The 13789-nt window shown below is 51.0% G+C and carries 10 protein-coding genes; 2 read left to right on the top strand and 8 right to left on the bottom strand.

What is annotated here, in order from left to right:
- Positions 1–67 precede the first annotated feature (67 nt).
- From AC3GOJ_RS05905 to AC3GOJ_RS05870, 8 genes are all read right to left on the bottom strand, one after another.
- Positions 68–1015, bottom strand: a complete 948-nt coding sequence (locus AC3GOJ_RS05905; RefSeq protein ID WP_488236542.1) for a radical SAM/SPASM domain-containing protein — start codon at positions 1013–1015, stop codon at positions 68–70.
- A 93-nt stretch (positions 1016–1108) separates the two neighbouring features.
- Entirely contained in the window at positions 1109–1468 is a 360-nt protein-coding gene (locus tag AC3GOJ_RS05900; protein ID WP_488236541.1) for a PAS domain-containing protein, read from the bottom strand.
- 115 nt (positions 1469–1583) lie between these two features.
- Positions 1584–2270 carry a respiratory nitrate reductase subunit gamma gene (narI, locus tag AC3GOJ_RS05895; protein WP_488236540.1) on the bottom strand — a complete coding sequence of 229 codons (687 nt, stop codon included), beginning with the start codon at positions 2268–2270 and terminating at the stop codon, positions 1584–1586.
- Positions 2271–2272: 2 nt separating this feature from the next.
- Entirely contained in the window at positions 2273–2986 is a 714-nt protein-coding gene (gene narJ / locus AC3GOJ_RS05890) for a nitrate reductase molybdenum cofactor assembly chaperone (RefSeq protein ID WP_488236539.1), read from the bottom strand.
- Positions 2983–4509, bottom strand: coding sequence for a nitrate reductase subunit beta (narH, locus tag AC3GOJ_RS05885; protein WP_488236538.1), 1527 nt, complete (start codon positions 4507–4509; stop codon positions 2983–2985). The genes narJ and narH overlap by 4 nt, the downstream gene beginning before the upstream one ends.
- A 2-nt stretch (positions 4510–4511) precedes the next feature.
- Positions 4512–8270 carry a nitrate reductase subunit alpha gene (locus AC3GOJ_RS05880; protein ID WP_488236537.1) on the bottom strand — a complete coding sequence of 1253 codons (3759 nt, stop codon included), beginning with the start codon at positions 8268–8270 and terminating at the stop codon, positions 4512–4514.
- A gap of 38 nt (positions 8271–8308) precedes the next feature.
- Positions 8309–9691, bottom strand: a complete 1383-nt coding sequence (locus AC3GOJ_RS05875; RefSeq protein WP_488236536.1) for a NarK family nitrate/nitrite MFS transporter — start codon at positions 9689–9691, stop codon at positions 8309–8311.
- Between the two features lie 31 nt (positions 9692–9722).
- The gene (locus AC3GOJ_RS05870; protein WP_488236535.1) at positions 9723–10982 is read right to left on the bottom strand and encodes an MFS transporter; all 1260 of its coding nucleotides are present in this window, start codon (positions 10980–10982) and stop codon (positions 9723–9725) included.
- 270 nt (positions 10983–11252) lie between these two features.
- On the opposite strand from AC3GOJ_RS05870, the gene AC3GOJ_RS05865 reads away from it, so the two are divergent.
- Both AC3GOJ_RS05865 and narL read left to right on the top strand, forming a co-directional pair.
- Positions 11253–13109 carry a histidine kinase gene (locus tag AC3GOJ_RS05865; protein ID WP_488236534.1) on the top strand — a complete coding sequence of 619 codons (1857 nt, stop codon included), beginning with the start codon at positions 11253–11255 and terminating at the stop codon, positions 13107–13109.
- A 9-nt stretch (positions 13110–13118) separates the two neighbouring features.
- Complete coding sequence (gene narL / locus AC3GOJ_RS05860; RefSeq protein ID WP_488236533.1) at positions 13119–13763, top strand: two-component system response regulator NarL; 645 nt, start codon at positions 13119–13121, stop codon at positions 13761–13763.
- Positions 13764–13789: the final 26 nt, after the last annotated feature.

The following is a 13789-nucleotide window of genomic DNA, read 5'->3' as shown; positions in this document are numbered from 1 at the left end:
GGCAGCGTCCCTGTATCTCGTGCGGACAACCCCAGGATCCCATCTACGTGACTCCGCCTACTGCAACTCAATAGGCAATACACTGTTCACAGACAGTGCCGGTCACATCACGGCGGAGATGCGCCTCACGCAGTTTTACGAATTCCGGTGAATTCCAGGCATCCATGAAATGGGTTTGATTCAGATCTCCCATCGTCCAGTTAGCGGTGGCATCAAAGCAGCAGGCAGAAAGCCGACCTTCCGCTGTTACGTGCCCTTCTGTAAAGGCAGACCAACAGGGTAAGGGCTCACGAAGACTGCCAATGCGGCCTTGGTTACCCGCTGTTGGTTTATAGCCGAGTTCTTCTTCACGCTGTGTGGCAAATGCGCCCATTGAATATAGAGGCAACCAGTAATGCTGGTCGACATACGGCACGACTTTCTCGTTAATCAGAGTTTCCATCAGGGCTTGCTGTGTTCCATCGTATTGTATCGATGAGGCATAGAGGCCTGTTTTATAACCACCCCGTTCACGGATCTCCCAAGCAGCTCGCACATTGTCGTAAGCACGGTGAAAGAGCTTTTTGGAAACGCCCATAATCTCTTCAAACTGTTCTTCGTCTGCAGCGTTGCACGACCACTTAAGCGAATCAAGACCAGCTTGCATGCAAGCCTCAACTGCCTCCGGAAAAGCCATCGACCCGTTCGAAGTCAAAAATACATAGGGCATCCCGATCTCTTGTTTGAGATATCGAATGCAATCGACCAATAGCTTGGGCGCCATGAACGATTCGCCAAGGTAAAAGACACCGATTTCCTCGACACCAGCATCGCGCATTTCCCGAGTAATCCGCTTAAATAGATTGAGATCCATATCCCATTTGGGTTGAACCTCACGGTTTCTTAGCGCACAGAAGCCGCAACGATAATTACATCTCGGAGAGATCTCGATCTTGACGCTCTTTGGTGCCGGCAGCGTTGCGTGCTGGTAGGCGGCGGGGATTTTTGTAATCGCATCAATTCGATCGGTGATCATGACATCCGTCCTTGTTCAGGGAATGTCGGTATCGTCTCAAGAGGGGCTTAGGCTGTATATACCCCAAACGTGGTAATTGAAATGCAATAAAGTCTAATCAAGTCGCGCAATCGCTGACACACCAATCGGTTTGCCATCCTCTCCATGGACGAGCGAAAAGGCGATATTCAGATAAACCACAGTGTTATCACCGCAAACTGCCTTTGTGCGTACAACTTTTTTGTTAAGTTTGAGATGATTTTCTGATATCGCTTTGTGAAAACCTGTCCAATGGCTAATACGAAGATGTTCTGGGATGATCAGATCTAAGCTTTTCCCGATGGCATCGATTGCTGGGATTCTGAGTAGTTCAGCCGCTCGCGTGTTCCAAATCTGGATAATGCCTTTGAGATCAGAAACAATCAATGCGTCAGGGAGATCATTAACAAGATATCGGTAAAACTGTGTGGACATAGATCCATCTCTCAATTCAGTAAGTCTTGTTTTCTACCGCAATAGATAAATCCAAAACTGGCAACAACGCAATTTCTGTCCACAATTTCTTTGCGCTGTTGCCTCATTTTGAGAATTATCGGCGTTTTCTGACCACCTGATGCGGACGGATCAGATAGCCCAACGAGCCAAATCCACTCCAGACATGAACCAGACGGGTAAACGGAAATAGAACAAACAGCGTCATCCCGAACAACAGATGGATCTTATAAGCCCATGACACCGTGCTCAGATACTCCGCCGCACCAGGCTGGAATGTCACAATTGACTGTGCCCATCCGGCGAGTTGAAGCATAACGCTGCCGTCCATATGACCTGCGGAGAATGGAATGGTAAGCAGACCTAGAGCCAGTGTGACGAAGATCCAGACCAGAATAAAGATATCCATTCCGGTGCAGGTCTTGCGGATACGCGGATCGGAAAGTCGGCGCTGCAGTAACAGTAAAACACCGATCATCGCCATTGTGCCCATTACCCCACCAGCCACCATCGCTAGCAGCTGCTTACCTTCGGTTGAAAGGCCTACTGCGTGATACAGATCTTTTGGTGTCAGTAGACCAGCAAAGTGGCCGAAAAAGAGACCAATAATGCCGATATGAAACAGGTTGCTACCCAGTCTCAGTTGCCCACGTCGCAACAACTGTGATGAATCAGCTTTCCAAGTGTATTGATCCCGATCATAGCGAATCAGACTACCCAGTAGAAAGATCGAAAGTGCGACATAAGGATAAATGTCGAATAACAGATTATTCACATAGCTCATGGTTATGCTCCCAGAGTTTCGACAGCCGGTGCTTTTTGGCTGTCAGCACGTGGCATGAATTGCACGACGGATTCCCCAGAACCTGTCCCGTAATCTGGCGTGGAACAACCACCGCCAAAAGTGACAGGCTCTTCGGCCCAGACCTTGTCTAACTTGTCGTAGTCTTCCTGTTCGGTACTAAAGTCCATCGGCACAAATTCCATGTCGATACCCTTCTCTCCGGCCATTTCAAGTAGCGCCGAGCACAACAGGTAATAATGACTACCTCGCTTAGCCAGGTTTTCCCCGATATTACGAACCAGATGGGTGACTTCCATCAAGAGCTGTTTGGCCTTAGCGGCATCCAACTGAGACAGATATTCAAGAAACACTGGTAGATAGTCCGGCAGCTCGCCCGGCGGCAAATCAAAACCAGATTCGCCATACATGGTCAGCAAATCAACCATGGCCTGGCCGCGATCCCGCGATTCGCCATGAACATGCTCGAAAAGATACAACGAGGTACCACGACCTCGGTCGAACAAAGCTACGTAGTTTTCTTCCAGCAGATACAGATCGCCTTGTCCGAGATGCTGATAGAGCGCAGCCAGACGGCTGTGGTGAATCGTCGAATCGTCATTCGTTACAGCTTGTAACTCGGTCAGGTGATCCAGTAGATCCTGATCTGGATAGTGCAACAGTAGCGAAACCGCTTTTAATGTTCTCGGTTGCATCATTTCACCTCATGAATCGGAATTACACGTTCACCATTCTTACGGCCAAACAGGCTAGTTTCTGAATCACCATCCGAGCAACCATTCCCGAACGAGAATCCGCAAGAACCCTTCATATCAAAGGCGTTTTCCGCATATTCACGATGCGTGGTCGGAATAACAAAGCGGTCTTCGTAGTTAGCAATGGCCAGATAGCGATACATATCTTCAACCTCTGCTACAGTAAGATCAGCCTGATCCAAAACGGCCTGATTTTCGTACTTAGCGACATGACGATCTCGCATAAACCGACGCATAGCCAGCATGCGGTTAAGTGCCTCATGTACAGGCTTCTCTTCCCCAGCCGTAAGCAGATTGGCTAAATACTTGACCGGAATGCGCAGTGATTCCACATCTGGCAGCACACCCTTCATCTGCATCTGACCCTTTTCCATCGCCGTATTGATCGGCGAGAGAGGCGGAACGTACCAGACCATTGGCAGCGTGCGGTATTCCGGGTGCAACGGGAAGGCGATCTTCCAGTCAATCGCCATCTTGTAGACCGGAGACTGTGCAGCAGAATCAATCCAGGCTTGTGGGACACCATCGCGTAGTGCAGCGGCACGAACCTCTGGATCATTCGGATCCAGGAACATGCTCAACTGCTCGTGGTACAGGTCTTGCTCGTTTTCAATCGATGCTGCCTGCTCGATACGATCGGCATCATAGAGCAGAACACCGAGGTAACGAATACGACCGACACATGTTTCCGAACAAACCGTTGGTTGGCCGGATTCCAGACGCGGGTAGCAGAGAATGCACTTCTCGGACTTACCGCTTTTCCAGTTGTAGTAGATCTTCTTGTAGGGGCAAGCCGAAACGCATATGCGCCAACCACGACACTTGTCCTGATCGATCAGAACCACGCCGTCTTCTTCCCGCTTATAGATAGATCCGGCCGGACAGGCAGCCACACAGGCTGGATTCAGGCAGTGCTCACACAGGCGCGGCAGGTACATCATGAAGGTGTTTTCGAACTGTCCGTACATCTCTTTCTGGACATCTTCGAAGTTAGTGTCTTTCGAGCGCTTGCTGAACTCTGTGCCGAGAATTTCTTCCCAGTTAGGGCCACCATTGATCTTTTCCATACGCTCGCCCGTAATCAACGAACGAGGGCGTGCTACAGGCGCTGCCTTGGATAAAGGGGCGTTCTGCAGATGCTCGTAGTCGAAGGTGAACGGTTCGTAGTAATCATCAATCTGTGGCAGATCCGGATTGGCGAAGATCTTTGACAGAATCTTCAGCTTTGAACCCATCTTGAGTTGCAGTTTGCCGTTAGACTTTCGCTCCCAACCGCCATTCCATTGCTTCTGATCTTCCCAGTTATGAGGAAAACCAACTCCCGGTTTCGTTTCAACGTTGTTGAACCAGGCATACTCAACCCCTTCACGGGTTGTCCAGACATTTTTACACGTCACGGAACAGGTATGGCAACCGATGCACTTATCCAGATTGAGCACCATGCCAATTTGTGCACGAACTTTCATGATCAGGCCTCCATCGCCGGTTGTGCAGGACCATCCATCCAGTCCACTTTGTTCATTTTGCGAACCACCACAAACTCATCACGGTTAGAACCCACGGTGCCGTAGTAATTGAAGCCATAGCTCAGCTGGGCATACCCACCAATCATATGAGTCGGTTTGAGTACTGCACGGGTTACCGAATTGTGAATACCGCCGCGCGTTTGGGTAATTTCAGATCCTGGCACGTTCACAATCTTCTCCTGGGCGTGATACATCATCACCATACCTTCGGGCACACGCTGGCTCACCACGGCTCGAGCGCACAATGCACCGTTGCTATTGAAGGCTTCGATCCAATCGTTATCTTCAATGCCAACCTTTTGTGCATCTACTTCCGACAACCAGACAATCGGCCCACCGCGAGACAACGTCAGCATGATCAGGTTATCGGTGTAGGTACTGTGAATCCCCCACTTCTGATGCGGCGTGATGAAGTTAAGCGCAATCTCTTTATTGCCATTGGGCTTGGCATTCATCACTTGCTGATGGCTGCGCAGATCGACCGGCGGCTTATACGAACAGAAGCCTTCGCCGAAGGCGCGCATCCACTCGTGATCCTGGTACAGCTGTTGACGGCCTGTCAGCGTGCGCCATGGGATCAGCTCATGCACATTCGTATAACCAGCGTTGTAGCTGACATGCTCAGATTCAATACCGCTCCAGGTCGGGCTAGAAATAATCTTGCGCGGCTGCGCCTGAATATCCCGGTAACGGATCTTCTCGTCTTCACGGGTCAGCGCTAAATGACGGTGGTCGATACCTGTAAACTCTGACAGAGCTTGCCAAGCCTTTACGGCGACTTCACCATTCGTTTCTGGCGCCAGGGTTAGCACCACTTCCGTGGCATCAATAGCGGTATCAATATTCGGACGGCCATGTGCAACACCTTCGTTACGAACCTTATAGTTCAATTCGCCAAGAAGCTTGACCTCATGCTGGGTATTCCAGTTGATGCCCTTGCCGCCATTACCCAGCTTATCCAGGAGCGGCCCCAGGGAAGTGAACTTCTCGTAGATTTCACTGTAGTTACGCTCGACCACCACGAAGTTCGGCATGGTCTTGCCCGGAACGGCTTCGCATTCACCCTTCTTCCAGTCCTTGGTGTCATAAGGTTGGGCAATCTCACCGGCCGTATCGTGCAAAATTGGCACCGCGACGACATCCTTCTCGACACCCAAATAGCCATCTGAAAGTTCCGAGAAGCGCTTAGCAAAACCTTTGTAGATTTCCCAATCGCTACGGGCTTCCCAAGCTGGATCCACGGCTTTTGACAAAGGATGGATGAACGGATGCATATCTGAGGTATTCAGATCGTTCTTCTCATACCAGGTAGCCGTCGGAAGGACGATGTCCGAATACAGACAAGTCGTAGACATCCGGAAATCTAGCGTAACGAGCAGATCCAGCTTGCCTTCCGGTGCCTCGTCGTGCCACACCACGTCCTGAGGTTTAACCTCGCCGGTATGACCAAGATCCTTACCCTGAACACCGTTCGTGGTCCCGAGCAGATGCTTGAGGAAATACTCGTGCCCCTTACCGGACGAACCGAGCAGGTTTGAACGCCACACAAACATATTGCGTGGGAAATTCTTGGGGTTATCCGGGTCTTCACAAGAAAACCTGAGTTCACCCGACTTCAGCTGATTGACGACATATTCCTTAGGATCCAGACCCTTGGCGATTGCCTCACGACTGAGCTCCAATGGATTACGTTCCAGTTGCGGTGCCGATGGCAACCAGCCCATACGCTCGGAACGTACATTAAAGTCGATCAAGCTACCGCTGAACTTACCCTTGTCGGCCAGCGGCGACAGCAGATCTGCTACGCGCAGGGTTTCATAGCGCCACTGATCGGTATGTGCATAGAAGAACGAGGTGCTGTTCATATGGCGCGGCGGGCGATTCCAGTCCAGCGCAAAGGCCAGCGCTGTCCAGCCGGTTTGTGGGCGTAGCTTTTCCTGACCCACATAGTGCGCCCAACCACCACCGCTCTGACCGATACAACCGCACATAATCAGCATATTCATGATCGAGCGGTAGTTCATGTCCATGTGATACCAGTGGTTCATGGCCGCACCGATAATGACCATCGATTTGCCGTGCGTGTCATGCGCGTTCTGGGCAAATTCACGGGCAACCTGCGTTACCTGGTCACGCGGCACACCCGTGATCTTTTCCTGCCAGGCTGGCGTGTACGGAATATCGTCATCGTAGCTGCTGGCGACGTTATCGCCACCCAGACCCTGATCGACGCCGTAGTTAGCAACGTACAGGTCGTATACAGTGGCCACCAGCATCTCGCCCTGAGCTGTCTGGATCTTGCGTACCGGTACGCGGCGCTTCAATACATCGCTGTGCGAGGTGCTGTTGAAGTGTTCATGGGCGATGTTACCGAAGTACGGGAAAGCGGCTTCAACCACGGCATCATGATGCTTAACGAGCGAGAGGCGTGGTTTTATCTGACGACCATCACTGGTTTCTTCCTTCAGATTCCACATACCCTTATCGGCCGTCGGTGCGCCGTCTTTTTCCTGACCCCAACGGAACCCGATCGAACCCACCGGTACCGTTAGTGCATCGCTGGCTTCATCAATGACCAGCGTCTTCCAGTCTGGGTTGTTGGCTTCACCCATTGCACCGACCAGATCCGCGGCACGCACGTAGCGATCTGGCACATAGGCACCATCTTTTTTTACCAGACAGACCAGATTCGGCATGTCGGTGTACTGGCGACAGTAATTATCGAAATACTCGCTCTTGCCCGCGACGTGGAATTCCTTAAGGATCACATGGCCCATGGCCATAGCCAGTGCGGCATCGGTGCCCTGCTTCGGGTGCAGCCACATGTCCCCGAATTTGGCACCTTCCGAATAGTCCGGGAAAACGGAAACCACTTTGGCACCCTTATAGCGGACCTCCGCCATGAAGTGCGCGTCCGGTGTCCGCGTCTGTGGAACATTTGAGCCCCACATCATGATGTAGGACGAGTTGTACCAGTCAGCCGACTCCGGCACGTCGGTCTGCTCACCCCAGGTCTGTGGGCTGGCTGGCGGCAGATCGCAGTACCAGTCATAGAAGCTCATGCATACGCCACCGATCAGGGACAGATAACGACTGCCTGCGGCATAGCTGACCATCGACATGGCTGGAATCGGCGAAAAGCCGATAATCCGATCCGGGCCGTGTTTTTTTGCCGTGTAGATATTGGCAGCGGCTACCATATCATTCACTTCATCCCAGCTGGTGCGCAGGAAGCCTCCCTTGCCACGCTCGCTCTGGTAACGACGTACGGTCTTCGGGTCGGAAACCACAGCTTCCCAGGCGGCGACCGGTGACAGCGTCTGACGTTGCTTGCGCCAGGCCTTGAGCAACGAAGAACGCACCATCGGATGTTTGACGCGATTCGCACTGTACAGATACCACGAATAGGAAGCGCCCCGAGCACAACCACGTGGTTCATGGTTCGGCATATCCGGACGCGTACGCGGGTAATCAGTCTGCTGGGTTTCCCAGGTTACGATGCCGCCTTTGACATAGATTTTCCAGGAGCAGGAGCCGGTACAGTTAGTGCCATGTGTTGAACGCACGATCTTGTCGTGCTGCCAGCGTTTCCGGTAGGCGTCTTCCCATGAACGGTTTTCGGTCGTTGTCTGACCATGGCCATCAGAAAAGTGTTCTTTGTCTGCACTGAGGAATTTCAGTCGATCTATAAAGTGACTCATTTCGTTTCCTTTAGTACGTAGTTGTACAAATCAGCGGATTAACAAGGCATCGGTGCATTACGACGGCTGTAGAACAACCACGTGATGACGATGCAGGTGACGTAAAAGACGATAAAGCTATAGAGTGCAAATTCAGCGCTACCGGTGGCCGCAATTGAGGTGCCAAATGATTTAGGAATGAAAAAGGCGCCGTAAGCAGCAATCGCAGAGGTAAAGCCCAGCACCGCGGCAGCCTCCTTGTTACCAGCCACGATTGCGGCATCTTCTGCAGCTTTGCCTTTGCCAGCAGCTTCACGCTGACGTTCGGTCATGAAAATGATCGGGATCATTCGGAACGTCGATGCGTTACCCACGCCAGTGCCAACGAACAGCAACATAAACATGGCAAAGAATCCCCAGAAGCTTCCAGCGCCTGAAGCAGAAGGTGCAAACTGGATCACGCCAAACACTGCAGCGATCATCAGAATGAACGTCCAGAAAGTCACAACAGCACCACCCAGTTTGTCCGAAACCCAGCCGCCAATCACACGGGCAATGGCACCAACCAACGGGCCCAAGAAGGCATACTGCACCGGGTTTACTTCAGGAAACAGGGTTTTTGTCAGCAAGGGAAAGCCTGCTGAATAACCAATAAACGAACCAAATGTCCCCAGATAAAGCCAGCACATCAACCAGTTATGCTTGCGCTTGAAGATGACGGCCTGATCAGCAAAAGAGGCTTTAGCACTGGCAATGTCGTTCATGCCAAACCAGGCCGCCAGTGTCGATACCGCAACAAAAGGCACCCAAATAAATCCTGCGTTCTGCAACCACATCTGTTTGGTCTGCGCACCTTTGACCCATGTCTGGGCATCACCGCCGAAGGCACCAAACACCCCTGCAGTAATAACGATAGGTACAACGAACTGAACAACAGACACACCCAGATTACCCAGGCCAGCGTTTAGCCCCAGCGCACCGCCCTTTTGTGCTTTCGGAAAGAAGAAACTGATGTTCGACATACTGGACGCAAAATTGCCACCGCCAAAGCCACAGAGCAGCGCCAGCACCAGAAACGTTGCATAGGGTGTTTCCGGGTTCTGCACGGCAAATCCGATACCCATCGCTGGGAGCAAGAGTGATGCTGTGGAGATAGCTGTCCAACGGCGACCACCGAAAATTGGCACCATAAAGGAGTAAAAAATCCGCAGCGTCGCGCCCGACAACCCCGGTAATGCGGCCAGCCAGAACAGCTGATCGGTATCAAATTTGAAGCCGATGTTAGGAAGATTAACAACCACCACACTCCATACCATCCAGACCGCAAATGACAACAGGAGACAAGGGATCGAAATCCAGAGATTCCGACGCGCAACGGATTTTCCTTCGGTCTCCCAGAATTTTTTGTCTTCCGGTAGCCAGGTGTTTAAAACTTTCGCCATGATTTGCTCCGTTCGATGAGTGAATTCAATGTTATTTAGCGTGTTGTTTAGGTTGCGGTTCAGACTTGCGGTCCAACGTCGAGGAAATACGAACCTCTGTGTAGTACATCCAGATCAGCGAGACCCAGACAACGCCATACAGCAACATGAACGATGAGGAGCGAACACCCGTGAGGTCGACCAGGGCACCGAACATGATCGGCAAAATGAACCCGCCCAAACCACCGACCAGACCGACAATGCCCGAGATCACTCCGATATTCTTCGGATAATCATCAGAGATATATTTGAAAACAGAGGCTTTACCGAAGGCCCAGGCCACACCGATAATGAATAGCAGGATGGTGAATACGGTTGGTGTTAGCCCAATATGGAAGCTTTCGGGGCCATTCACGGTCTGGATTGTAAAATCGGTTTGCGGGTATGACATGATGAACAGACAAATCCAGCTCACCCACAACACCCACCAAGTGACTGAATGCGCGCCGTATTTATCCGACAACCAACCGCCCACCGCACGCAGTACGCCACCCGGTAACGAAAAACAGGCCGCCAACAACGCAGCAGTCTTCAGATCAAAGCCGTATTCTGAGACGTAGTACTTGGTCATCCACAGCGCCAGACCGACATAACCGCCAAAGACGATCGAGTAATACTGGCAGTATTTCCAGACGCGCGGATCTTTCAAGGCTTGCAGCTGATCGGCAACCGAAACACTACTGCTGACGTTATGACTCTTCTCAGTAAAACTAAACATCCAGAAGACTAGCGCGGTCACCAGCATTGCAACTGCATAAACCTTAGGCACCATTGTCCAGCCGAAAGCCAGAACGATTGATGGGGCTACGAACTTCGTTACTGCGGCACCCGAGTTACCTGCGCCAAAGATCCCCATCGCTAGGCCTTGATTCTTTTTATCAAACCAGCGGGCAACATAAGCAATACCCACCGAGAATGAGCCCCCGGCGAGGCCTACGAACAAACCAAGCACCAAGAACTGCCAGTATTCAGTTGCGTCCCCAATAAACCAGATGGGTACAACACAGGCCAGCATGAGAATGAAGAAAACAATCCTACCGCCCATCTTGTCGGTCAACATGCCCAGAGGCAAACGGATCAGAGAACCCGACAGCACCGGCATGGCAGTTAACAAACCGAATTCGGTTTCGTTCAGACCTAGTTTGGCTTTGATCGGAATCCCGATCACTGCAAACATCATCCAGATCGCAAAACAAATCGTGAATGCGAACGTACTGGATGAAACGACTGACCACTGCTTTCTGTTAAACATGACAACCTCCGTGCTTTCTCTTTTCTATTGGAAAGCATCATAGGAAGGTGCGTTCATGTGTGAAAGCCCCGGAAATCATTGGGGTTTTAAGACGTCTACGCCTTTAGTGGTATAGACCCGACACGAAGAATGGAGGAATATCCTTTTAGGAACAGGCGGTTATAAATCACCACATAGCAGTAGCCCATAGATTTGCCGAGTAAAGTTCAAAATAGTGGTACTCCCTAATACCCCCCGACATCCAGAAGGGTGAAAGAAAACGATCGACCCATGATTTTCTCGATTATTCCCACCAATATTTCGCTTAAGGACTCACTGCTGGCCAGATTGGGGCTTGCCATGGGCACAGTAGTACTGCTTTCAGTTATTTCCATGGCGCTGTCCACATCAATTGCTGACAACAGCCTAGGCAAAGCCAACGCCATTAACTCGGCAGGCTCCCTGCGCATGATGAGTTACCGACTGCTGAGTTATGCCGAAGCCAGTGGATCTCACCAGAAAATAGCCGCCGCCACGGCAGAGTTCGAGATTCGCCTTAATGCACTCGAAGATTTTATTCTTATCCGTGCCGCAGACTATAGTGAGCTACCGGCAAAGTTCAACGATATCCACACGACCTGGGAAAAGGAAATCGCTCCCTCCTTGATCGCCATTGGGGTCAGGACGAATAGCTCAACATTAAATCAGCTAGAACAGATCATTCCCGAATTTGTTCAACAGATCGACGATGTGGTTTTCCTGATTGAACAAGATCTAGAACAAAAGATTGCCCTCTTGCGATCTTTGCAGATTGCACTGCTCATCATGACCGTTGCCGTGTGTCTAATCAGCATGTGGATGATGAAAAACCAGGTTGTTCGGCCACTGAGAGATCTGCTTCAGGCAGCCAGTCGAGTGCGCGACAAGGATTTCTCGGCCAAAGCACAACACACGGATCTAGATGAACTGGGCCAGCTTGGCGTGGCATTTAACATGATGGTGTCGGAAATCGCCACCACCTATGACAACCAGAAAAAACTCATCGAAGAGCGCACTAGAGAATTGACCGAGAGCAATCGCTCCCTGGAGCTCATGTATAAATCAGCATTACAGTTGACTGACAATAACATCACGCCCGGCATGCTCAAAGACTTGCTCGATGATATCGAGGCCGAGCTAGGTCTGAGCGCCGGCACGATCTGCATCAGCGAACATGGTGTCTTCCCGGCACATCGCCTTACCTCTAATCTTCCCCCAAAGGAAATTCAACATCTGTGCGAAGAGCGTGACTGCGAAAACTGCTTCAAAAAGAGTCTTAGTAAAACGCATGGTGATCCTAACCATCCACAAAACATGATTTTTGTGCCGATGAAACATATGGGCTCGATCAATGGTGTCATGCCTTTCACCCTAAACTCCGATGCCGATCTACCCGACTGGAAGTTCCGCGTTCTGGAAGCCATTGGCAGCAATCTATCCATGGCGCTTTCTAAAATACAGCACCAGGAAGAACTGCACCGTATCGCCGTTCTGGAAGAGCGTTCAACAATTGCCAGAGAACTTCATGATTCCATCGCTCAGTCCCTCAGCTATCTGCGAATTCAGGTAGCCCGACTCGAAAAAAACCAGTTATCACCCGAACATCAACACGAAATTGTTGCAGAACTTAAATCTGGGCTGGCCACGGCTTACAAGGAGCTAAGAGAGCTGATCAGTGCGTTCCGGCTGAAGATTGACGAACGAGGCTTCCATACAGCGCTGATTGAAACTGCTGATGAATTCGGGCGCCGCTGCAATCTTAAGATTGATTGCCATAACGAACTATCACCCACATTACTATCAGCGAACGAAGAAATTCATGTGCTGCGCATTATCCGTGAAGCACTCGCCAACATCGAGAAACATGCTGGCGCAAGTAACGTCACGATCAATGCAACCGTCACGGAGCACGGCGTGGTCGCCGTCCAGATTACGGACAATGGTGTCGGCATTGGCGATGCTAAATCTCCGGAAAACCATTATGGATTGATCATCATGGAAGACCGGGCCCAATCCCTTGATGGGGTAATCACCATCAGAAACGGTGAACAGGGTGGCACAGAAGTTCTGCTGACCTTTGTACCCGAAAAATCAAATATCGACTCATAAAGGCAGATCATGAACAGCACCATCAAGACATTGATCATAGACGATCATCCGCTATTCCGGAAAGGCGTGATCCAGTTACTCGGCATGGAGCCGGAATTCGACATCATTGCAGAAGCCGCTTCAGGTGAAGAAGGCATTGCCCTGGCACTTGAACACAAGCCGGATTTGATTCTGCTGGACCTAAATATGAAAGGGCTGAATGGCATTGAAAGCCTTCAGCGGATGCGAGACATGGATGTGGATGCGCGGATCATCATGATTACCGTTTCCAATAGCTCAGAGGATCTGGTCGGTGCCATACGGGCAGGATCTGATGGTTACATTCTGAAAGACACAGACCCCGAAGAAATGATTCGTCTCATTAAAGAGTCGATGCTGGGGCGAAACGCCATCAGTGCGGAATTAAGCGGCCTTCTGGCCAGCGCTTTAAGGCAGGAGGCTATGGTCACCAATCGTTCCCAGGCTGGTCTGACGGAGCGGGAGTTAAGTATTCTGAAATGCCTGGCGCACGGTATGTCGAACAAACTCATCGCCCGTGAACTCGACATCATGGACAGCACCGTGAAGGTGCATATCCGTAACCTCCTTAAGAAGCTGAAGTTCCGTTCTCGTGTTGAAGCCGCCGTATGGGCTGTTTCCAACAACCTCAGTTAAACAATGTCGACTACACCCGAATGGGT

This window comes from Fluviibacter sp., assembly GCF_057744235.1.
This window is presented reverse-complemented; position numbering and strand designations above follow the sequence as displayed.